The following is a 20,922-nucleotide window of genomic DNA, read 5'->3' as shown; positions in this document are numbered from 1 at the left end:
GGGGTCAGATGTGCATCCCGCCATTATCCGGGAAAGCGCACGTCTTACGCCATCGTCCGTGTGCCAAAGGGCAGGTGAGCTTCATGCGGCCGGCATCTGCGACGGACGCGCGGACTAACGAAACAGCGGCTGCAGGCTGCCGCGGCGCGTGCGCGGACTCAGTCGGTTCCGTGCACCGGCTGCACCGCATCGAGCCAGCGCTCGATGCTGGCGCGGTCGCGGGCGCGCAGCAGCGCAGGGGCACGTGCACGCAGATGGCCGAGGTCGAGTGCGCGGATCGCGCGACGCACTTCGAGCAGCGGCGAGGGATGCAGGCTCAATTCTTCGATGCCGAGCGCGAGCAGCAGCGGCGTGAAGCGGGCATCGCCGGCGATTTCGCCGCAGATGGACGCCGGCATGCCACGGGCACGGGCGACGCGCACCACGCTGTGCACGAGTCGCAGCACCGCCGGGTGCAGCGGCGAATACAGATCGCCGAGTGCGTCATTGTTGCGGTCGGCCGCGAGCAGGTACTGCACGAGATCGTTGGTGCCGATCGAGATGAAATCGAGATCGCGGGCGAAGGTCGGCAGCGCGATCGCCGCCGACGGCACCTCGATCATCGCGCCCAGCGGAATCTGCGCGGCGGTCTCCTGACCCTCGCGGGCCAGATCCTTCAGCACGCGCGTGAGCATCTGCCGCACGGCGATCACCTCCTCGCGGCCGCTGACCATCGGCACCAGGATCCGCACCGGGCCGTAGCCGGAGGCGCGCGCGATCGCACGCAACTGGGTTTCCAGCAGACCCGTGCGCGCCATCGACAGGCGCACACCGCGCAGGCCGAGCGCGGGATTGGGTTCGTTGCGCAGCGCGAGGCCGCTGTTGTCGGCCTTGTCGGCGCCGATGTCGAGCGTGCGGATCGTGACCGTGCGGCCGGTCATGCCGAGCACGAGGTCGCGATAGGCACGGAACTGAGCCTCCTCGTCCGGCACCTCGCGGCCCTGCAGGAACAGAAATTCGGTGCGGTACAGGCCGATGCCGGCGGCGCCCAGCGCATGCGCTTCCGCCACGTCTTCACGCGATTCGGCGTTCGCGTACAGACGGATGTCGACACCGTCGAGCGTTTTGCTGGGCTCGCGGCGCAGACGGCGCAGCTGCTTGCGCTCACGCTTTTCCTCGCGCAGCCGTGCCCGGTAGAGGCGCAGATCGTGCGCGCCGGGCTCGATGACGATCTCGCCGGTGCTGCCATCGATGGCCAGCACATTGCCGTCGTTGATCGCACCCAGCGCTTGCGGTGCGTTGACGATCAGCGGCAGGTGCAGGCTGCGGGCGAGAATCGCGGTGTGCGACAGCATGCTGCCGCCCGAGGTCACGATGCCGAGTACGCCCTGCGCATGCAGGCGGCCGATCTCCGACGGCGCGATCGCATCGGTGACCAGGATTTCGCCGGCGACGCCCTGCAGTTCCGCCTCGTGGTCGTGCAGCGCTGCGTGCACGCGACCGATGACGTGATCGATGTCCTCGATGCGGCTGCGGAAGTAGGCATCGTCCATGCCCTCGAACACCGCGGCCAGCCGGTCGCGCTGCAGGCGCAGCGCGTAGTCGGCGCCGTACAGGCCAGAACGCACGAGTTCGTCGAGGCCCTGCAGCAATTCCGGGTCTTCGAGCAGCAAGGTGTGCAGGTCGAGGAATTCGCCGACCTCGTGTGCCAGCGCGCCGTGCAACTGGTCGCGCATCGCGCGGATCTCGCCGCGCACCTGTTCGATCGCGGCATGCAGCCGTGCCAGTTCCGCTTCGGCCTCGCCGGGCGCGACGCGCGCCTCGGCGACTTCCAGGGCATGCGGTTCGCGCACGCGTGCGCGACCGAGCGCGCTGCCGCGGGAGGCACCCTGTCCGTGGAGCCCCTGCCGCATCAGCCCTCCTCGTCGAACCTGCGCTCGAACAACGCGGCAGCAGCTTCCATCGCGGCGGCTTCGTCCTCGCCGTCGAGTCGCAGCACGACCTGGGTGCCGTGCCCTGCAGCCAGCAACATCACGCCCATGATGCTCTTGGCGTTGACCTCTCGGCCCTTGGCGACCAGCGTGGCGTTGCAGCGGAACCCCGACAGCACCTGCACCAGCTTGGCGGTCGCACGGGCGTGCAGGCCGAGCTTGTTGGCGACGAGCAGTTCGCGTTCGATCATCGGGAAGCAGTCCTGGTACAGCGCGGGAGAAAGAGGGTGGGGCGGTGCGACTCAGGCATCGTCGAGCAGGACACCGTTGCGGGCACCTGCCGCGGCGGTGGCCGGCAGATCGTCGAGCGCCTGCTCAGGATAGTTCATGACCCGCAACAGCATCGGCAGACTGAGGCCGGACACGCGCCGGGCCGGCGTGCCCAGTCGCGCCAGCTGCGCGGCGACGTTGCTCGGGCTGGCGCCGTACAGATCCGTCAGGATCAGCACGCCGTCACCGCCGTCGACACGCCGCATCGCTGCGCTCGCACGAGGGAGCGCCGCCTCCGGATCCGCGTCGAACGGCATCTCGAACACGTCCGTCTTCAGCGGAAGCTGCTGCATCAGACGGGTCGCCACCGCCAGCATCGCGGAACCGATTCCCTCGTGGGTCAATAGAAGTACGCCAACGGCCATCCGTGGACGTTAGCAGAGCAGGGGGATCGCCCGGAAGCGTCGTGCGCGCGACATTGCATCCGCGTGCGTCGAAGCCGCGTTGCAGCAGGCGGTCAGTCGAGTTCGCGGTGGTAGGTCGCGACGTCGCGCCAGCCCTGCTCGCGCGCATGCCGCGCCAGCGTTTCGGCCAGATACACCGAGCGATGCCGACCGCCACTGCAGCCGAAGGCGACGGTCACGTAGCTGCGGGTATCGCTGCGCAACCTCGGGAGCCAGTTGCCCAGGAACTGCGACACCTGGGCGATGAACTCGCCCACGTCCTCCTGATCTTCGAACCAGGTGCGCACATCGGCATCGCGACCCGACAGCGGGCGCAGTCGCGGATCCCAGTGCGGGTTCGGCAATGCGCGCGCGTCGAATACGAAATCCGCATCGGCCGGCACGCCGCGCCGGTAGGCGAAGGATTCGAACAGCAGCGAGACCGACTGGTCCTGGGCGAGATCCAGTTCGGTGACGATGCGACGGCGCAGCTGGTGGACGTTGAGATCGCTGGTGTCGATGACCGTGTCGGCAAGACTGCGCAGCGGACGCAGCAGATTGCGTTCGAGCGCGATCGCATCGGCCAGCGACAGGCCGACCCGGCTCAGCGGATGGCGTCGACGGGTGTCGGCGAACCGACGCAGCAGTACTTCGTTGCCGGTCTCGAAGAACACCAGGCGCGGATCGAGACCGAGCGCGCCCACATCCGACAGCCAGCCCGGCACCTTCGACAGATCGGTGTGGCGGTTGCGCACGTCGATGCCGACCGCCAGGCGCCGCGGCGGTTCGTCGGCGCGGGTGAGGTTGGCGACGAAGTCGGCGAGCATGCCCGCAGGCAGGTTGTCGACGCAGTAGAAATCCAGATCCTCGAACGTGCGCAGCGCGACCGATTTGCCGCTGCCCGACAGGCCGCTGACGACGTAGAACAGCGGTGGCGTCGTATCGCTCACGGTGCGCCCCGCTCGAGGAATTGCGAATGCCGGGCGAGGAAGGCCGCGGCCGGGTCGAGACCCTTGGTGCGCAGGATGTGGATGCGCGTGGCGGCCTCGGCGAGCACCGCGAGGTTGCGACCGGGCATGACCGGCAGGGTGATCAGCGGCACGTCGAGATCGAGCACCCGGCGCATGCCCAGATCACCGGTCAGACGCACCATGCCGTCGCCATCGCCGGCCATCGTGTCGGCGTTGGGCCGGCTCAGATGGATGATCAGACGCAGATACTTGTTCCGCTTCACGGCGGTGTCGCCGAACATCTCGCGGATGTTGAGCACACCCAGGCCGCGCAGTTCCAGCAGATCCTGCAGCAGTTCGGGACAGGTGCCGTCGAGCACGTCCGGCGCGATCTGGGTGAACTCGGGCGCGTCGTCAGCCACCAGTCGATGGCCACGCGTGATCAGTTCCAGCGCCAGCTCGCTCTTGCCCGAGCCGGACTCGCCGGTGATCAGCACGCCGATCGAGTACACCTCCATGAAGACGCCATGCAGGGTGATCCGCGGCGCCAGCTGGCGCGCGAGGTGGTACTGAAGCAGGTTCAGCAGTTCATGGCCGCGGTTGGGCGAGGTCCATAGCGGCGTCTGTGATTCCTCAGCTGCCTCGCGCAGATCTTCGGGGCAGGGCTGATCCTTGCTGATAACCAGCGCGAGCGGCCGATACTGCATCACGCGTTCGATGGTCTCCCAGCGCAGACGCGAATCCAGCCCGTCGAGCCAGGACAGTTCCTCGGTGCCGAGAATCTGCACCTTGTTGGGATAGATGATGTTGAGATAGCCGGCGAGCGAAGGCCGGCGCGCGACGGTTTCGATCGATTCGAGTACCTTGCGGCCGCCATGTTGGCCGGCGAGCCAGCGCAGTCCCAGCCGGTCGTGCAACTGCGCAAACAGCTCCTGCGCCTGGATGCTCGCGTTCACGCGCGAACCGCGTCGGCGAGCGGCGCGGAATCGAGCAGCAGACTGCGAAGTCTGGCGAGATCGCGTGCGGCGCGCAGCTCGTCGCGGAAGTCGGCGTTGGAGAAATGTTCGACCAGGCCGGCAAGTGTCTGCAGATGCTGCTCGACCTGGTGATCGGGCACGCACATCGCGAACACCAGATCCACCGGTTGGCCGTCGGTGGCGTTGAAGTCGATGGGATGCGACAGCCGCAGGAAGGCAGCGCGCGGTTCGCGGAACGCGGTGCTGCGTGCGTGCGGAATCGCGACACCGCGGCCGATTCCGGTGCTGCCCAGTTGCTCGCGCTCACGCAGTGCGTGGCCGAGCAACGGGGTCAGCGTCGGAGAGTTGCCGGCGAGCAACCGCGCGGCGGTGTCCAATACGACATCGCGTGAATCAGGTGCGACCAGCATCACGATGCGGTCGGCCGAGAGCAGATCGGAAAAGGACATGCCGCGCGGACCCGGGGGCGATTCGTGGGAGCCGCAGCCTAGCCGAAAGTGCCGTCGCGTGCAGGGCTCTCGCCGCGGTGATGGTCGACAATCTTTTTGCGATGCTTGACCAGCAGGCGGTCGACCTTGTCGGTCAGCTGGTCGATCGCGGCGTACATGTCGGCCGCACTCGCATCGGCGTGGAAGGTCTTGCCGGCGATGATGGCGGTCGCCTCGGCCTTGTGGAGCAGCTTCTCGACACTGAGCTGGACGCGCACGTGCAGCGGCTGATCAAAGTGCTTGGCGAGCTTCTGGAACTTGGTGTCCACGTGGTCTCGCAGTGCGGGCGTCACCTCGAGCTGGTGGCCATGGGTCTCGACATGCATCGGCAACCTCCTTCAACGGTTCGGGAAGGACCCGTCCGCGATCGACGCGAACGATCGGGTCCAGAGTAGCGCGGCGGGGGCCCGGTGCAAGCGCCGTCCGTCGCGTCTCTGGGACCACCGTAGAGAAGCGGAAGTTCAGGCGATGCGAACGCGTTCGTGCGACGAGACGATGTGCAGCGCTTCGCGGTATTTGGCCACCGTGCGGCGCGCGACCGGCACGCCGGCGGCCTTGAGCAGATCGGCCAGGCGCGCGTCCGACAACGGTTTGCGCGGGTTCTCGGCGTCGACGAGGCTGCGGATCATCTGCTGGATCGCGGTACTCGACGCCTCGCCGCCGCCCTCGGTGCCGACACCGGAATCGAAGAAGTCCTTCAACGACAGGGTGCCGCGCGGTGTGTGTACGTATTTGCGCGCCACCGCGCGCGACACGGTGGATTCGTGCATGCCGATTTCCTCGGCCACTTCCCGAAGTGTGAGTGGACGCAGCGCGCGCTTGCCGAACTCGAGGAATCCCGACTGCTGCCGCACGAGGCAGCGCACGACCTTGAGTAGTGTCTCGCCGCGCGCTTCGATGTTCTTCAACAGCCAGCGCGCTTCCTGCAGGCGTCCCTTGAGGTACCCGGCATCGCTGGTGCCGGCGTGCTGAATCATCTGCTCGTAACCGCGATGGATGGTCACCCGCGGAAAATGGGAACCGGCGAGCGTGACGCGCCACACGCCGTTCTGGCGCGCGATCACGCAGTCCGGGGTCACGTAGTTGTCGTGCGGCACATTGCCGATCTGCGCACCCGGGCGCGGGTCGAGGCTTCGCAGCAGCTGCAGTGCGGTCGCGGCGTCCTCGGGCGGGCAACCCAGCGCATCCGCCAGTCCCGGCGCGCCGAGTTTGGGCAGACGTTCGATATGGTCGCGCGCGGCCAGCAGCGCCACCGTACGGCCCGGCGTGTCGACGTGCAGCGGTTCGAGTTGCAGGCGCAGGCATTCGCCCAGGGAGCGAGCGCCGACGCCGACCGGGTCGAAGCGCTGGACGCGGCACAGCACGGCAGCAACTTCGCCGGCGGTCGCGCGCGTTTCCGGCAGCAGTGCCGCGACGATGTCATCCAGTGATTCGCGCAGGTAGCCATCGTCGTCGATCGCGTCGATCAGGGCGACGCCGATGTTGCGGTCGCGCGCGGACATCGTGCTCAGGTGCAGCTGCCAGGACAGATGGTCCTGCAGGCTTTCCGACTGGATCATGCGGTCGGCGGCATCGCCGTCGCCGTCGTTGTCGCCGTGGCCCTGATCACTGCCGCTGCCGCGTTCGTTCCAGCCGTCATCGCCGTCCCACGCCGCGGCAGGCTCGGCATCACTGTTGCGGTCGCCGTCGCGGCTCCTGTCGTCGTGATCCTGGCGGGCGTCCTGATCCTGCGTGCTGCCGCGTTCGGACAACGGCTGCACGGAGATGGCGTCGGGTTCTTCCCAGTCGAGCAGCGGATTGCTCTCGACCGCGGTGGTGATCTCGGTTTCGAGCTCCACGGACGACAGCTGGAGCAGATGCAACGCCTGACGCAATTGCGGCGTCAGAACGAGGTGTTGCCCCAGCGATGTCTGCAGACGTGGCTTCATCGACTCCGGAACTCCCTGGCCGGATGCGCGCGCCGACTACAGACGGAAGGATTCCCCCAGGTAGACACGACGCACGTCGGGATTGGCCAGCAATGCTTCCGGAGCCCCCTGCGCGAGCACGCCGCCGTCACTGAGGATATACGCCCGGTCACAGATCCCCAAGGTCTCGCGGACATTGTGGTCGGTGATCAGCACGCCGATCCCGCGTTCCTTGAGATGGGTGACGATCCGCTGGATCTCGCCGACCGAAATCGGGTCGACGCCGGCGAAGGGTTCGTCGAGCAGCATCATGCGCGGATTCGCGGCCAGCGCGCGGGCGATCTCGACCCGGCGTCGTTCACCGCCCGACAGGCTGGCGCCGGCCTGGTCGGCGACGTGGGTGATCTGCAACTCGTCCATCAGATCGGCCAGCGTTTTCTGGCGGCCGGCCTTGTCGAGATCCTCGCGCAGTTCCAGCACCAGCATGATGTTGTCGGCGACGCTGAGCTTACGGAACACCGAGGGTTCCTGCGGCAGGTAGCCGACGCCGCGCTTGGCGCGGGTGTACATCGGTTCGGCGGTGATGTCGTGGCCGTCGAGGACGATCCGCCCCGCATCCGCCGGCACCAGGCCGACGATCATGTAGAAGCAGGTGGTCTTGCCGGCGCCGTTGGGGCCGAGCAGGCCGACGACCTCGCCGGCTTCGAGCGTCAGCCCGAATTCCTTGACGACCTCGCGCTGCTTGTAGCTCTTGCGCAGACCTTCGGCGACGAGCATCAGCCGCCGCCCTGCGCCGCGGGCGCCTGCTGCGCTGCCGGCGTCTGGTTGCGCGGCTGGAACTGCATGCGCACGCGACCCTGGCCGTCGCCGCCACCCTGTACCCGCCCGGTCGACATGTTGTAGACGATGCGCTGGCCCTCGATCTTGCCCTGGCCCGGCTGGTTGACCACGGCGTTGCCGGTCAGCACCACCGTGTCGCTCTGCATGTTGTAGTCGGCCTGGGCAGCGGTCGCATCGACCCAGCCGCCGTCGTCCATCTGCTGCTTCATCTTCACCGGGCCGCCGTTGAGGATCACCTGCTGGAACTCGCCGCTGCGGCGGCGCAGATCGGCGCGCGTCGCCTGGATCTCGAGCGTGCCCTGGGTGATCGTGACGCCACTGGTCAGCAGGCAGGGGAGCTGCTCGTCGCTGACCGAGCAGTCACTGGAGCCAGCGTCCACATTGAGCGGCTGGTTGCGATCCGATGCCTTCGCCAGCACCGCGGTGGGCAGTGCGAATGCGGCGATCAGCAGCAGGCTAGCGGCGGGAAGTCGGTTCATTGCGGAATTTCACCTTGGAAAGAAGCTCGATCCGTCCCGAATCGAGGTCGGCACGCATGCCGGTGCCCTGCATTGTAGAACCGGGCTGTTCGACGTCGACCAGTGCATCGGACGTGGCCTGGTTGCGTTGCGGGAAGACATTCATCGCCTCGGTGCGCATCCGGGTCGGTCGCGGACTGCCCTCTGGGCTGTCGGCCGTCACCTCCCCGCGCAGGCGGACTTCATCGTTGTTCTCGGAGACCCAGCCGGTACTGGAGCGGATTTCCCAGCGACCGTCGCCTTCCTTTTCGGGGACGTGGAACAGCGGGGTGACCAGTTCCAGGGTGCGCGCGCCAGGCGTCTGCTGCATCTGGGGCGCCTGCAGCGAGAACGCTTCGCGGCCCGTGCTGTCGAGCGCGACGATATCGAAATCGCGCAGCAGGTAATCGGTACGGCCGTCGGCCGGGTCCTCGGTGATGATCGTGTCCTTCTGCCGCCAGGCAGACCAGCCCGAGAGCAGCGCGCCGAGCAGCAGCACGACGGTGAGGGTCAGACGCCAGTTCACGAGATCCGTCCATCGGCATGGATGCCGGCCAGACGACCCTGCGCGTGCAGGATCAGATCGCACAGTTCGCGCCCCGCGCCGCGGCCGCCATTTGCGCGGGTGCGCCAGTGGGCGCTGTCGCCGGCGCAGGCGTGCGCATCGGCCGGCGAGACGGCGAAACCGACCGCGCGCATCACGCCGACATCGGCGAGGTCGTCGCCCATGAAGGCGACTTCTTCCAGCGTGACTCCGAGTGCGGCGCACAGCGATTCGACCCGCTCGCGCTTGTCGGCCACGTGCACATGCGCCTCGACGCCAAGATCCGCTGCGCGGCGCTCCACGATGCCGCCCTTGCGCGCCGTCACCAGCGCCACAGCGATGCCGACCTTGCGCAGCAGCACCAGGCCCTGGCCGTCATGGACGTGGAAGGTCTTGATCTCGCGGCCGTCGCTATCGAAGGCCAGGCTGCCGTCGGTCAGCGTGCCGTCCACGTCGAAGCACGCCAGGCGCACGCGGGCGGCGCGGGCAAGCACGGCATCGGAGACATCGGCAAAGGGGGCAGAGGTATCGGGCATGGTCTGGAAAGTATCGGGCATCGAATGAATGGGCGCCGGCTCAGACCACGCGGGCGCGCAGCAGGTCCTGGATGTTCAGGGCACCGACCACGCGGCGATCGCCGTCGACGACCGGCAGCATCGTGATCTTGCGGGTTTCCATGAGCCGCGCTGCTTCGACGGCCAAGGCGTCGGCGGCAATCGCGATCGGATCACGGGTCATGACATCGGCGATCCGCGCATCGCGAACGTCGATAGCCGGGTCGGTCAGCGTGCGACGCAAATCGCCGTCGGTGTACAGACCGATCAGGCGTCGGGCGTCGTCAACGACCACGGTCATGCCCAGGCGCTTGCGGCTCATTTCCAGCAGCGCATCGGCCAGCGAGGCGTCTGCGGAAACGGTCGGAATATCGCCACCGCCGTGCATGACGTCGCGGATATGCAGCAGCAGGCGACGGCCGAGCGCGCCGGCCGGATGCGAACGGGCGAAGTCGTCGGCGGTGAAGCCGCGCGCTTCGAGCAGCGCCACCGCGAGCGCATCGCCCATCGCCAGGGAGGCCGTTGTACTGGCCGTCGGCGCCAGTGCCAGCGGGCAGGCCTCTGCCGGCACGCTGATGTCGAGATGGATGTCGGCGGCTGCGGCCATCGTCGAGTTCGCGCGGCCGGTCACCGCGATCAACGCATTGCCCTGGCGCTTGAGCACCGGCAGCAGCATCAGGATCTCGTCGGACTCGCCCGAATACGACAGCGCCAGCACCACGTCGGCGTCGGTGATCATGCCCAGGTCGCCGTGGCCGGCTTCGCCCGGGTGCACGTAGAACGCCGGGGTGCCGGTCGACGCAAAGGTTGCGGCGATCTTGCGGGCGACATGGCCGGACTTGCCCATGCCCATGCAGACCACGCGGCCGCGACATTCGAGAATTCGCGCGCAGGCGGCAGAAAAGTCGCCGTCCAACCGGTCCGCCACCGCCTGCAGACCTTCGACCTCGACTGCGAAGACACGGCGTCCGCTGGCCGCGAAATCGGAGCGGGCAGCGGCAACTTCGCGAGGGTGATCGACCATATCCGGCACAGGGCTTTTCCGTTAGGCTAAGCCATTCATTTTATGCGCTTTCCGGCGTGAATGCCCTGCGACAGGCGGCGTCGGCGATGACGGCTCATCCGCGCTTCACGCAGCGCGCTTAGCGACGTTCACGGCCCGGCAGCGCGGCCACAGGACCCGATTCTTGGATACCCAGACCATCACCGACCTCATCCAGCAGGGTCTGCCCGACGCCGTGGTGCACGTGCAGGGCGACGACGGCGTGCATTTCGAAGCGCTGGTCGTCTCGCCCGCCTTTGCCGGCAAGCTTCCGCTTGCGCGGCACCGCATGGTGTACGCGACGCTCGGCGCGCTGATGGGCCGCGAGATCCACGCGCTCGCGCTCAATACGAAGACACCCGACGAACACGCGGCCGCCGGCGCAGGGCAGGGCTGATGGACAAGATCATCGTCACCGGCGGCGCCACGCTGCAGGGCGAGGTGCGCATTTCGGGCGCCAAGAACGCGGTGCTGCCGATCCTGTGCGCGACCCTGCTCGCCGATGCGCCGGTCGAAGTCACCAATGTGCCGCATCTGCACGATGTGCTGACGACGACCAAGCTGCTCTCGGGCCTCGGCGCCGGCGTCGAGCACGACGTCGACAACGGGCGCGTGACCGTTGATCCGCGCAGCGTCACCAGCCACGTCGCGCCGTACGAACTGGTGCGCACAATGCGCGCGTCGATCCTCGTGCTCGGCCCGCTGCTGGCCAAGTACGGCGCGGCGGAGGTCTCGCTGCCCGGCGGCTGCGCGATCGGCGCGCGCCCGGTGGATCTGCACATCAAGGCGCTCGAGGCGCTGGGCGCGACGATCACCGTCGAACACGGGTTCATACGCGCGCAGGCCGAGCGCCTGCGCGGCGGCCACGTGGTGTTCGAAACGATCAGCGTCGGCGCGACCGAGAACGTGTTGATGGCGGCGACGCTCGCCGACGGCACGACCCTGATCGACAACGCCGCGCGCGAGCCGGAGATCGTCGATCTGGCCGAATGCCTGATCGCGATGGGCGCCGACATCCGTGGCGCCGGTACTTCGCGCATCGAAGTGCGGGGCGTCGAGCGTCTGCATGGCGCGACCCATGCGGTGGTCGCTGATCGCATCGAGACCGGCACGTTCCTGGTCGCTGCGGCGATGACCGGTGGCCGCGTGACGGCAGTCGGCGCGCGTCCGGACACACTCGGTGCAGTGATCGAACGCCTGCGCCATGCCGGCGCGACGGTCGAAATCGACGGCGACCGCATCACCGTCGACATGCAGGGCCGTCGCCCCCGGGCGATCGACATCGTCACCGCGCCGCACCCCGGGTTTCCGACCGATATGCAGGCGCAGTTCATGGCGATGAACTGTGTCGCCGAAGGCACCGGCACGATCGACGAGACGATCTTCGAAAACCGTTTCATGCATGTCAGCGAGCTGATGCGACTGGGCGCGGAGATCGACATTGACGGTCCGCGCGCCAGCGTGCGCGGTGTCGAGCGCCTCAGTGGCGCACCGGTGATGGCGACCGATCTGCGCGCATCGGCGTCGCTGATCCTCGCCGGTCTGGTAGCCGACGGCGATACGACGATCGACCGCATCTACCACCTCGATCGCGGCTACGAACACATCGAACGCAAGCTTTCCGGGCTCGGCGCGCGCATCCGGCGGGTGAAGTAGGCCATGGCGTTCAAGGGTCGGTTGTCGAACCGCCGCATCGCGTTGTTCGCGACCGTGGCGGTGTTGCTGCTCGCACTGGGCTGGATGCGTTACACGAATGCGGCGGCGCTCAGCGGCATGCCGTTTAAGGAGATGGACTGGAACGAGGATGGCGAGCTGACCCGTGGCGAGGTCCTGCAGGGATTCTTCACCGTCACCGCTGTGCGGACGCAGGCAGGCCAACGCAGTTGCGTCGATTACCGCCGGCGTGGATCGTCCGAATCGATCCGGGTGGAGTGCAGGACCGAAACCGTGCCTTGAAGCGCGGTCGCCGCAACCCACAAAAAAAGGCCCCGCGATGCGGGGCCTTTTGCATGATGCGATGCGCGGATCAGTTGACCGACTGCAGGCGCATGTCGATGTGGTCCTTGCCGTCCCGGCGCTGCAGCAGACGCGCCGGCACCGGCATGTCGTCGACGATCCACGCGATGATCTCGCGACGTCCGTCGGTACGCACAACCTTGGTGGCTTCCATCGAACGGCCACCCACGGTCACCTGCTCGGTGCCCTGGCGTTCGAACAGCTGGCGCTTGGCGCGGCCGTCTTCGACCAAGCGATAGCGCAGCGGAGACTTGCCCGCCTGCACGTCGCGCACCAGCACGAGGTTCATCAACATGCCGTCGAGATCACCGGTCTGCAGCTTCACCGGACCGCTCTGGCCGTCGCGCACATCGCCCGCAAAGCGCGCTTCGCCCGCGTTCCAGTCATAGGTGGTGTTGAGCTCGCGGTTCTTCATCAGCATCGCAGCGAGTCCGGATTCACCGCGCTGCGAATCGCTGCTCGACACCGGCCGCCACTGCTCGCCGTTCGCTTCGAACGTGGTCGTCTGTTCCAGACGCGCGCCGGCACCGGCGACCTGCAGGTCGTATTTCCAGCGGCTACCGCCCTCCTGCACAAGGTTCATGTTCGCTTGCGCGCGCATGCCCATGTAGTTGGCTTGGTAGGTCGCGGAGAACGGCTCGATCGCCAGCGCGGGGAGCGCAGCAAGGGCGAGCAGGGCGGCGCCGGTGGCGGTCAGCAGTCGGGTCATGGGGGCTCGTGTCTTCATTAGGGTGCTCCTTGGTATTCGACCAGGCGCAGGTCCACCGCGTCCTCGCCATTTTCGCGTTGCAGGATCCGGACGGGCGTCGGGACGCCGTCCGCCACCCAGATGATCATCTCGTCATTGCCGCCGTTGGTTCGTGAAACGCGCAGTGCCGAGTAGCTGATGTCGCCAACCTGCACGAGCTCCGGCTCGGCCGCCGCCTGGTACGCGTGCTGGCGCACGCGGCCGCCGTCAACGAACCGGTATTGCAGCGCGACGCCGGGTGCGGCGTCGCGCATCACTGCCAGATTGATCAGCAGCGCACTCATGTCGCCGGGCTGCAACGGCACGGGTTCGCGGCGCCGCTTGCTCAGATCGCCGGTCCAACGGGCGACGTTGTTGGACCAGTCGTAAACGCCCTCGACCTTTCGGTTGAAGAACACCGCGGCTTTGCGCGTGGTGCTCTGACGCAGCGGGCGATAGACGGTGCCGACGACATCGAACAGCGTGTCCTGCTCCAGATTCAGACCGAGGATGCCGGCGAAACCGCGATTACCGCGGATGCCGAGATCCACTTGCCACTGCGTGCCCCGCGGCTGCAGCCGCATTGTTGCGGTGCCGGCTTGCTTGCCCTCGTACCAGGCATCGTAGGTCGCGACGAACGGCTCGAGTCCGGCGCCGCGCGCGGCCGTGGGCCACGCGACGATCAGCAGGGCAGTGGCGAACAGAGAGAGGAGGGCGCGCATAGGACGGGCATCATGCGAACCGGTCGGTGGCTGCCAGCTGAAGCGGCGCAGCGACGCGTGCGCCGTCGACATGAACGCCGTCTTCATGCAGCCGCACACGGCCGGCGGCGATCCAGCGCAATGTCTCCAGCAGCAGCGGATGTTCCCGGCCCAGCACGCGCGCCGACAGCGTCTCGGCATCGTCGCCGGGCAGCACCGGCACCCGCGCCTGCGCGATCACCGGGCCACCGTCGAGCTCGGCGGTCACGTAATGCACGCTGGCGCCGTGCTCCGGCACGCCGGCATCGAGCGCGCGCTGGTGCGTGTGCAGGCCCTTGAAGTCGGGCAGCAGCGAAGGATGGATGTTGATAATCCTGCCAGCGCGCGCGGTCATGACCTCGGCGCCAATCAGGCGCATGTAGCCGGCGCAGACGATCAGGTCGGGCCCTGCGGCATCGAGGGCGCCGAACAGCGCGGCGTCGTGCGCGGCGCGGTCGGCGAAATCGCGCGGTCGGATCGCATGCGCCTGCAGGCCGGCGTCGCGGGCGCGCACCAGCGCCTGTGCGTCCTTGCGGTCGGACCAGGCGCCGATGACTTCGGCGTCCAGCGTGCCGACGGCGATAGCATCGAGGATCGCCTGCAGATTGCTGCCGCGGCCCGAGGCCAGCACCGCCAGTCGCAGCGTCATCGGCGTGCGCCCGCGACGTCGAAAAGGGCACGTGTGTCGGGGCGCTGCAGGATCACCAGCGTCGCGATGCCCAGCGCGGTGCCGAGCGGCACATGCAGGCAGAGCAGCGCGGCGACCGTCGTGCACAGGCCGGCGCGCGTGTGCCGCAGCAGATGCAGGCCGGACCAGATGCACAGCACGCCACCGATCAGCGAGCCGATGGTCAGCACCCCGAAGACCGCGATCGTCGCCTTGCCGACGGGATCGGTGAAGCCTTCGGCGGCTTCCTGGGTGAAACCGAACACCAGAATGATGCCAAAAGCCACGGCGCCAGCGAGCGAGAGGCCCCCGAGGATGTGATGCAGCACGCCGAGCGTGCGCAGCTGACTGGACGCTGCGGCAGGCGACACCGGCACGCGCAGCGCCGGCGATGCCGTCGCCGGCGGCGCGTATGGAGACGCGGGTTCGGATCCGGCCGACACGGCGCCGGAATCAGCCGATGCGGACGCGATCGCCGTCGCCGGCTTCGACCACTTCACCGATCGTCCAGTGGGCGAGATCCAGGCCATCGAGCGCGCCACCGAACGCGGCCACGCTGTCGGCCGGCACCACCAGCACGAAGCCGATGCCGCAGTTGAACGTGCGCCACATTTCGTGATCGGCCACCGCGCCTTCGCGCTGCAGCCATTCGAATACGGGCGGCTGCGGCCACGAGGACGCATCGATCGTCAGGCCGAGGCCGTCCGGAATGACCCGGATGATGTTTTCGGTCAGGCCGCCGCCGGTGACGTGGGCCATTGCGTGCAGCTGCGGACCGAGTTCGCCGCGCAGCAGCTCCAGCACCGGCTTCACGTAGAGCGTGGTTGGCGCCATCAACGCATCGACCAGGTTCACGCCGCCGACTTCGATGTCGGTGGGGCGGCCGGCGCGTTCGAAGATGCGGCGGATCAGCGAGTAGCCGTTGGAGTGCGGGCCGCTGGACGCGATGCCGACCAGTACGTCGCCGGCCTGGACCTTGCTGCCGTCGCGCAGCTCGGATTTCTCGACCGCGCCGACGGTGAAGCCGGCCAGGTCATATTCGCCGATGCCATACATGTCCGGCATCTCGGCGGTTTCGCCGCCGATCAGCGCGCAGCCCGACAGCTCGCAGCCGCGGGCGATGCCGCCGATGACCGACGCGGTGGTGTCGATGTCGAGCTTGCCGGTGGCGAAATAGTCGAGGAAGAACAGCGGCTCGGCGCCCTGCACCAGCACATCGTTGACGCACATCGCAACCAGATCGATGCCGATCGTGTCGTGGCGGCCGAACTGCTGGGCCAGCTTGAGCTTGGTCCCCACACCGTCGGTGCCGGAGACCAGCACCGGCTCCCGGTACTTGCCCGAAAGGTCGAACAGCGCGCCGAAACCGCCCAGGCCGCCCATGACCTCGGGCCGGAAGCTGCGCTTGACCAGCGGCTTGATGCGTTCGACGAGTTCATTGCCTGCGTCGATATCGACGCCAGCATCGCGGTAGGTCAGGGGAGTGGGAGCGGTCACGGCAGCCGTCGCAAGGCGGGAAGACTGCGGATTTTAGCAGCCGGCCGGCTTGCAGTCGTGGCCTGCGTGTCGGCGTCGCCACGGACCGTCCGCATCGTTTATGGCACCATCGCGCCTCGATGACGCCCCGATCCAGGACTTGCCGGATGCACCGCCAGAAGCGCTCGTTGGACATGATGACGTGGCTGCTGGCCGCATTGTTGGGCACGTTAGCCGTGTCCGGGACCGCCTTCGCGCAGCGCGTGGAAGGCGACCGGGCCGCGGCCGTCGGCCTGTATGCGGCCGAGATTCCAGTGCGCAGCCAGAGCGAATCCGAGCGCGAGGCCGGCTTCACGCGCGCGCTGGCGCAGGTGCTCGGCAAGCTGTCGGGTGACCGCAATGCGGTCCAGCGCCCGGGTGTGTCGCAGGAACTCCGCCGCGCCGCCCAGTACGTCGAGGGTTACGACTATCGCCAGGACGAGGGCGTGTCCTCGCGCGGCTCGCCGACCTTCACCACCACGCTGGTTGTGCGCTTCCGCGAAGCCGACATCGATGCGGTGGCTGGTGCGCTGGGCCTGCCGGTGTGGCCGGATCCGCGACCCAAGCCGGTGATGTGGCTGGCGATCGATGACGGCTCCGGCCCGCGTCTGGTCGCGCTGCAGCAGAACAACGTGGCCCGTCCGACGTTGCAGCGTGCGATCGAGCGCGGCTACCGTTTGGGCCTGCCGTCCGGCAATGCCGCCGAACAGGCCGCGGTGGGTGCGATCTGGCGCGGCGACACGGCGTCGGTCGCGCGCATTTCGGCGCGTTACAACCCGCCGATGCAGCTGATCGGCAAGCTCTATCGCGACGGCGCGGGCTGGAAAGCGGACTGGATCTTCGTCGACAGCGGGCGCGTTCTCGCGCGCTGGAGCGAGACCGGCGCCGATGCCCGGCGCACGCTCGCCAGCGGCGCCGACGGCGCGGCCGATGCATTGACCAAGCGTTATGCGCGCACCAGCCCCACCGGCGCGCCCTCGACGCAGGCGATCGTGTTCTCCGGCATCAACAGCAGCGCCGACTACATCAAGCTGTCCGCGCAGTTGCAGCGCATGTCGGTGGTGCGCGGCATCCGTCCGGTCCGGGCGACGCCGCTGGGGCTGGAGGTGCAGCTCGATCTGTTGACCGGCCTGACCGGCTTCCGCCGCATGGCCGACGAGAATGTGTTCGTGGAAGCCGAAGGCAACATCGAGGGCGTCACGCCCGTGTTCCATCTGCGTTGATTCTTTCCCCGCTGCACCGCACGGACCGCCACTGATGATCCAGACCGACCCCGCGAACGCCGACATCGCGCGTTTCCTCAAGCGCCTGCAATGGGGTCTGGTGGCGTTCGCCGTCGGCTACGTGATCTGGCTGCTCGGCCCGATCCTCACCCCGTTTGTGCTCGCGCTGCTGCTTGGCTGGCTGGGCGATCCGCTGGTTGATCGACTCGAGCGCCGTGGCCGTTCGCGCGCGGTCGCGGTGACGCTGGTGTTCCTGCTGATGACGCTGCTGCTGGCGCTGGTGCTGATCATCCTGGTGCCAATGATCGAACGTCAGATCGTCACCCTGATCGACAGCCTGCCGCAATACCGCGACTGGTTGCTCGGCACCGCGCTGCCGTGGATCGAGCAGCGCACCGGCTATGAGATCATGTCGTGGCTCGATACCGACCGCATGATCGAATTGATCCGCGGGCACTGGCAGCAGGCCGGCGGCGTTGCTGCGACGGTGCTGGCTTACGTGTCGCGCTCGGGCTTCGCGATTCTTGCGCTGGTCATCAACCTGGTGCTGGTGCCGATCCTGGCCTTCTATTTCATGCGTGACTGGGACCTGCTGGTCGAGCGCGTCGCCGCCCTGATCCCGCGCGATCACATCGACACCGCGACCCGCCTGGCGATCGAGACCAGTGATTCGCTCGGCGGCTTCCTGCGGGGCCAGTTCCTGGTGATGCTGGGGCAGGGCGCGATCTACGCGGTCGGCATGTCCGTGGTGGGTCTGCGTCTGGGCCTGTTGATCGGCATGGTCGCCGGCCTGATCAGCTTCATTCCGTATCTGGGTGCGACCGTCGGCATCCTGCTCGCCGTGATCGCGGCGATCGTGCAGGCGCAGGGCTTCGATTGGCAGCTGATCATTCTGATCGGCGTGGTGTTCACCATTGGCCAGCTGGTGGAAAGCTACGTGCTGACGCCGCGTCTGGTCGGCGATCGCATCGGTCTGCATCCGGTCGCGGTGATTTTTGCGGTGCTGGCCGGTGGCCAGTTGTTCGGTTTCCTCGGCATGTTGCTGGCATTGCCGGTCGCTGCTGTCGGCAACGTGCTGCTGCGCTACGCACACGAGCGCTACACGCACAGTCGCCTCTACGCTGGCGAAACGCCGGAGATCGAGATCGCAGGCGCGGCCGCGTCGCAACGCCCGGTGATCATCGTGACCGGCGCCGAGGGTGCGGACGTCGAGCGTTGAGCCGGAGATGAGTGGCCCATCGCCCCAACTGCCGCTGGCGCTCCGGTATCCGCCGGACCAGCGGCTCGAAACCTTTGTCGCCACCGACACCGCGCTGCTGCCGCAGTTGCGCGACTTCGCGCTCGCTGGCGTGCGTCGCGGGCTGTACGTCGAAGGTGGATCGGGTACCGGCAAGACCCATCTCGCCATCGCGTTGTGTGCGGAAGCGGACCGGCTGGGCCGACGCGCGGTCTATCTGCCGCTGCGTGGGATCGCCGGTCGGCTGCGTGACGCCGCGCAGGCGCTCGACGGCCACGATCTGGTCGCAATCGACGATGTCGATGCGATCGCCGGCGATCGCGACGACGAGGTCGCGTTGTTCGATCTGCACAACCGCCTGCACGACGCAGGTCGCGCGGTGTTCTACACCGCATCGGCTTCGCCCGACGCGCTCGCGCTTGGACTGCCGGATCTGCGTTCGCGACTGGGGCAGTGCATCCGCGTGCCGCTGCCGGTGCTCGACGACACCGGCCGCCACGATCTGCTGCGGCTACGCGCCGAACGCCGTGGACTGCAGGTCGACGCCGCGACCATCGACTGGTTGCTGCGCCGCCACGATCGCGACCTTCCCGCGCTCACCGCGCTGCTGGATCGCCTCGATCATGCGTCGCTCGCGTCGCAGCGCAGGCTGACCGTGCCGTTCGTGCGCCAGGTGCTGGCGCTCGACTGAGCGCGCGGTTGGCGAAAGCCTTCGTAGATTGGGTAGAGCGCATCGAAACCCATCGCTTTGCTCTCGCGAGAACACTCAGGCCAACGCTGCATCCAGCTGCGCCAGCCGCTCGGGCGTTCCGACATCGGTCCAGCGCCCCGGATGATGCGCGCCGGTCACGCGACCGTTCGCCATTGCCGCGCGCAGCAACGGCGTCAGCTTGAATCGCGGCGGTTCCAGATCGACGCCGGGCGCGCTGCCGATGATGTCGCGCCAGTCTTGCAGCAGCGCGGGGCGATGGACGCCGATCCCCGAGAACGTCAGCTTCGACGCGCCGTCACTTCGCACATCCACGCCGTCCAGCGCGAAGTCGCCTGTGGGGTTGTGCGCGGGATTGTCGACGAGCACCAGATGCGCATCGCCGGCAGGTTCGGCCGGCAGCTGCGCGAAGTCGTAATCGCTCCAGATGTCGCCGTTAACGGCGATGAAGGGCGCATCGTCCAGCAGACGCAGCGCGTGCAGCATGCCGCCGCCGGTTTCGAGCGGCGGCGCGCCTTCGTGCGAGTAGTGCAGCCGCAGTCCCCAGCGGCTGCCGTTGCCGAGCGTCGGTTCGAAGCGGGTGGCGAGCCAGGACACGTTGACCACGACATCGCGCACGCCGAGCGCGGCGAGTTTTTCAAGATGCCAGACGATCAGCGGCTTGCCGCCAACCGCGAGCAGCGGCTTGGGCGTGGTGTCGGTCAGCGGCCGCATGCGCTCGCCCAGACCCGCGGCGAAGATCAGGGCCTGGCGATGGCGGGCGGGTGCGGTCGCGTTCGGCACGGTGGATCCAGCAGGGCGGGCGCGACAGCGTAACCGTCAGCCGGAGTGCCGGCGAGCCGGCCCGCGGCTGAACGTCATCAGCGCATTGCCGGGTGCGCGGCACATGCCGGGCGCATCATCGACGCATCTCCGCAATCGTGCATCCGCAGGAGCCCGTCATGGTCTCGACCGTCCGCCGCCGTCTTCGCAGCGCAGCAGCGCTACTCGCGGTCCTCGCACTCGCCGCCTGCGGGACCTTTCCGCGCACCACCGATGCGGAGAAGTACGCGCTCTATGACGCGCATTCCGGAGAAGCGGTCAATCACTTCCGCTATTTCGGGTCCATCAACGGTTGGACGCCGCTCGGTGATTCGGCACTCGCGGTGTGGACGCGCCCGAGCGAGGCCTGGCTGCTGGATCTGTCCGGACGGTGCCAGGATCTGACATCCACGTCGGCGATCGGTCTGACCAGCAACATGAGCCGCGTCAATGCGCGTTTCGACAAGGTGCTGGTGCGCAGCCGCGCAGCGGTCAATATCCCGTGCCACATCCAGCAGATCCGTCCGCTGGACATCAAGGCGATCCGCGCGGCCGAGAAGCGCAATCCCGCGGACGCGCCTGCGATGGATCAGGCGTCGGACGCGGGCACGTAGCCGGCGACGCTGCCGGTCTGGCGTTCGAAGAGGTACTTGCGCATCTCGCCTTCGAGGAAGGCGCGGTGCTTGGGATCCAGCGGTGACAGCCGGTTCTCGTTGATCAACATGGTCTGGTGCGCCAGCCAGCGCGCCCAGGCCGGCTTGCCGATTTCGGCGAAGACCTGCTTGCCGAGTTCGCCGGGCCAGGGAATGAAATCCAGGCCGTCGGTTTCGGTCTGGTCGTGGACGCAGAAGACGCGTCGGCTCAT

General features: G+C 67.8%; 27 protein-coding genes. 7 read left to right on the top strand and 20 right to left on the bottom strand.

Going from position 1 to position 20,922, the window contains the following annotated elements; all coding sequences use genetic code 11:
- Positions 1-158 precede the first annotated feature (158 nt).
- The 13 genes from ptsP to ACZ9YD_RS13695 form a co-directional block, all read right to left on the bottom strand.
- Complete coding sequence (gene ptsP / locus ACZ9YD_RS13755) at positions 159-1,892, bottom strand: phosphoenolpyruvate--protein phosphotransferase (RefSeq protein WP_465075831.1); 1,734 nt, start codon at positions 1,890-1,892, stop codon at positions 159-161.
- On the bottom strand, positions 1,892-2,161 hold the full coding sequence (locus tag ACZ9YD_RS13750; protein WP_159679726.1) for an HPr family phosphocarrier protein: 270 nt from the start codon (positions 2,159-2,161) through the stop codon (positions 1,892-1,894). The genes ptsP and ACZ9YD_RS13750 overlap by 1 nt, the downstream gene beginning before the upstream one ends.
- Before the next feature lie 51 nt (positions 2,162-2,212).
- The gene (locus ACZ9YD_RS13745; RefSeq protein WP_465075830.1) at positions 2,213-2,605 is read right to left on the bottom strand and encodes a PTS sugar transporter subunit IIA; all 393 of its coding nucleotides are present in this window, start codon (positions 2,603-2,605) and stop codon (positions 2,213-2,215) included.
- Positions 2,606-2,697: 92 nt separating this feature from the next.
- Positions 2,698-3,573: an RNase adapter RapZ gene (gene rapZ, locus ACZ9YD_RS13740; protein ID WP_465075829.1), complete on the bottom strand. Its 876-nt coding sequence runs from the start codon at positions 3,571-3,573 to the stop codon at positions 2,698-2,700.
- Positions 3,570-4,529 (bottom strand): HPr(Ser) kinase/phosphatase, encoded by a 960-nt coding sequence (hprK, locus tag ACZ9YD_RS13735; RefSeq protein ID WP_465075828.1) that lies wholly within the window; start codon positions 4,527-4,529, stop codon positions 3,570-3,572. The genes rapZ and hprK overlap by 4 nt, the downstream gene beginning before the upstream one ends.
- Positions 4,526-4,999 (bottom strand): PTS sugar transporter subunit IIA, encoded by a 474-nt coding sequence (locus ACZ9YD_RS13730; protein ID WP_465075827.1) that lies wholly within the window; start codon positions 4,997-4,999, stop codon positions 4,526-4,528. The genes hprK and ACZ9YD_RS13730 overlap by 4 nt, the downstream gene beginning before the upstream one ends.
- A 38-nt stretch (positions 5,000-5,037) precedes the next feature.
- Positions 5,038-5,364 (bottom strand): ribosome hibernation-promoting factor, HPF/YfiA family, encoded by a 327-nt coding sequence (gene hpf, locus ACZ9YD_RS13725; RefSeq protein WP_465075826.1) that lies wholly within the window; start codon positions 5,362-5,364, stop codon positions 5,038-5,040.
- A 135-nt stretch (positions 5,365-5,499) separates the two neighbouring features.
- Positions 5,500-6,966 carry an RNA polymerase factor sigma-54 gene (locus ACZ9YD_RS13720; RefSeq protein ID WP_465075825.1) on the bottom strand — a complete coding sequence of 489 codons (1,467 nt, stop codon included), beginning with the start codon at positions 6,964-6,966 and terminating at the stop codon, positions 5,500-5,502.
- 36 nt (positions 6,967-7,002) lie between these two features.
- Positions 7,003-7,722 (bottom strand): LPS export ABC transporter ATP-binding protein, encoded by a 720-nt coding sequence (lptB, locus tag ACZ9YD_RS13715; protein WP_465075824.1) that lies wholly within the window; start codon positions 7,720-7,722, stop codon positions 7,003-7,005.
- The gene (gene lptA / locus ACZ9YD_RS13710; protein WP_465075823.1) at positions 7,722-8,264 is read right to left on the bottom strand and encodes a lipopolysaccharide transport periplasmic protein LptA; all 543 of its coding nucleotides are present in this window, start codon (positions 8,262-8,264) and stop codon (positions 7,722-7,724) included. The genes lptB and lptA overlap by 1 nt, the downstream gene beginning before the upstream one ends.
- Positions 8,242-8,781: an LPS export ABC transporter periplasmic protein LptC gene (gene lptC / locus ACZ9YD_RS13705; RefSeq protein ID WP_465075822.1), complete on the bottom strand. Its 540-nt coding sequence runs from the start codon at positions 8,779-8,781 to the stop codon at positions 8,242-8,244. The genes lptA and lptC overlap by 23 nt, the downstream gene beginning before the upstream one ends.
- Positions 8,782-8,804: 23 nt before the next feature.
- Positions 8,805-9,362 carry a KdsC family phosphatase gene (locus ACZ9YD_RS13700; RefSeq protein WP_465075821.1) on the bottom strand — a complete coding sequence of 186 codons (558 nt, stop codon included), beginning with the start codon at positions 9,360-9,362 and terminating at the stop codon, positions 8,805-8,807.
- Positions 9,363-9,402: 40 nt separating this feature from the next.
- Positions 9,403-10,404: a KpsF/GutQ family sugar-phosphate isomerase gene (locus ACZ9YD_RS13695; RefSeq protein ID WP_465075820.1), complete on the bottom strand. Its 1,002-nt coding sequence runs from the start codon at positions 10,402-10,404 to the stop codon at positions 9,403-9,405.
- Positions 10,405-10,567: 163 nt separating this feature from the next.
- On the opposite strand from ACZ9YD_RS13695, the gene ACZ9YD_RS13690 reads away from it, so the two are divergent.
- The 3 genes from ACZ9YD_RS13690 to ACZ9YD_RS13680 are packed head-to-tail and all read left to right on the top strand — an operon-like array spanning position 10,568 to position 12,378.
- Entirely contained in the window at positions 10,568-10,819 is a 252-nt protein-coding gene (locus ACZ9YD_RS13690; RefSeq protein WP_232137043.1) for a BolA family protein, read from the top strand.
- On the top strand, positions 10,819-12,078 hold the full coding sequence (gene murA, locus ACZ9YD_RS13685) for a UDP-N-acetylglucosamine 1-carboxyvinyltransferase (RefSeq protein WP_465075819.1): 1,260 nt from the start codon (positions 10,819-10,821) through the stop codon (positions 12,076-12,078). Before ACZ9YD_RS13690 ends, murA begins: the two co-directional genes overlap by 1 nt.
- A 3-nt stretch (positions 12,079-12,081) precedes the next feature.
- Positions 12,082-12,378, top strand: a complete 297-nt coding sequence (locus ACZ9YD_RS13680) for an EF-hand domain-containing protein (protein WP_465075818.1) — start codon at positions 12,082-12,084, stop codon at positions 12,376-12,378.
- 70 nt (positions 12,379-12,448) lie between these two features.
- Here ACZ9YD_RS13680 and ACZ9YD_RS13675 read toward each other — a convergent pair whose 3' ends face one another.
- The 5 genes from ACZ9YD_RS13675 to purM are packed head-to-tail and all read right to left on the bottom strand — an operon-like array spanning position 12,449 to position 16,069.
- A complete protein-coding gene (locus ACZ9YD_RS13675) occupies positions 12,449-13,147 on the bottom strand; it encodes a DUF3108 domain-containing protein (protein WP_465075817.1) in 699 nt (232 codons plus the stop codon).
- A 17-nt stretch (positions 13,148-13,164) separates the two neighbouring features.
- Positions 13,165-13,974, bottom strand: a complete 810-nt coding sequence (locus tag ACZ9YD_RS13670; RefSeq protein ID WP_465075816.1) for a DUF3108 domain-containing protein — start codon at positions 13,972-13,974, stop codon at positions 13,165-13,167.
- The gene (purN, locus tag ACZ9YD_RS13665; RefSeq protein ID WP_465075815.1) at positions 13,898-14,554 is read right to left on the bottom strand and encodes a phosphoribosylglycinamide formyltransferase; all 657 of its coding nucleotides are present in this window, start codon (positions 14,552-14,554) and stop codon (positions 13,898-13,900) included. Before purN ends, ACZ9YD_RS13670 begins: the two co-directional genes overlap by 77 nt.
- Positions 14,551-15,072 carry a hypothetical protein gene (locus ACZ9YD_RS13660; protein ID WP_465075814.1) on the bottom strand — a complete coding sequence of 174 codons (522 nt, stop codon included), beginning with the start codon at positions 15,070-15,072 and terminating at the stop codon, positions 14,551-14,553. The genes purN and ACZ9YD_RS13660 overlap by 4 nt, the downstream gene beginning before the upstream one ends.
- Complete coding sequence (gene purM / locus ACZ9YD_RS13655; protein ID WP_465075813.1) at positions 15,026-16,069, bottom strand: phosphoribosylformylglycinamidine cyclo-ligase; 1,044 nt, start codon at positions 16,067-16,069, stop codon at positions 15,026-15,028. The genes ACZ9YD_RS13660 and purM overlap by 47 nt, the downstream gene beginning before the upstream one ends.
- Before the next feature lie 173 nt (positions 16,070-16,242).
- Between purM and ACZ9YD_RS13650 the strand changes: the two genes are divergently transcribed.
- The 3 genes from ACZ9YD_RS13650 to hda are packed head-to-tail and all read left to right on the top strand — an operon-like array spanning position 16,243 to position 19,238.
- Positions 16,243-17,310: a DUF2066 domain-containing protein gene (locus ACZ9YD_RS13650; RefSeq protein ID WP_465076044.1), complete on the top strand. Its 1,068-nt coding sequence runs from the start codon at positions 16,243-16,245 to the stop codon at positions 17,308-17,310.
- A 34-nt stretch (positions 17,311-17,344) separates the two neighbouring features.
- Complete coding sequence (locus ACZ9YD_RS13645; protein WP_465075812.1) at positions 17,345-18,529, top strand: AI-2E family transporter; 1,185 nt, start codon at positions 17,345-17,347, stop codon at positions 18,527-18,529.
- A 7-nt stretch (positions 18,530-18,536) separates the two neighbouring features.
- Entirely contained in the window at positions 18,537-19,238 is a 702-nt protein-coding gene (gene hda, locus ACZ9YD_RS13640; protein ID WP_465075811.1) for a DnaA regulatory inactivator Hda, read from the top strand.
- Positions 19,239-19,313: 75 nt separating this feature from the next.
- Here hda and murU read toward each other — a convergent pair whose 3' ends face one another.
- The gene (gene murU / locus ACZ9YD_RS13635; protein ID WP_465075810.1) at positions 19,314-20,039 is read right to left on the bottom strand and encodes an N-acetylmuramate alpha-1-phosphate uridylyltransferase MurU; all 726 of its coding nucleotides are present in this window, start codon (positions 20,037-20,039) and stop codon (positions 19,314-19,316) included.
- Positions 20,040-20,197: 158 nt separating this feature from the next.
- Here murU and ACZ9YD_RS13630 point away from each other — a divergent pair, with 158 nt between their 5' ends.
- Positions 20,198-20,671, top strand: a complete 474-nt coding sequence (locus tag ACZ9YD_RS13630; RefSeq protein WP_465075809.1) for a DUF6491 family protein — start codon at positions 20,198-20,200, stop codon at positions 20,669-20,671.
- Here the strand turns inward: ACZ9YD_RS13630 and ACZ9YD_RS13625 are convergent.
- Positions 20,647-20,922 (bottom strand): oxidative damage protection protein, encoded by a 276-nt coding sequence (locus tag ACZ9YD_RS13625; protein WP_310236905.1) that lies wholly within the window; start codon positions 20,920-20,922, stop codon positions 20,647-20,649. The two genes, ACZ9YD_RS13630 and ACZ9YD_RS13625, sit on opposite strands and share 25 nt — an antisense overlap.

The sequence above is a fragment of the Luteimonas sp. AC640a genome, assembly GCF_979256585.1.
Note: the sequence above shows the minus strand (reverse complement) of the source record. Positions and strands in the feature narration are given on the sequence as shown.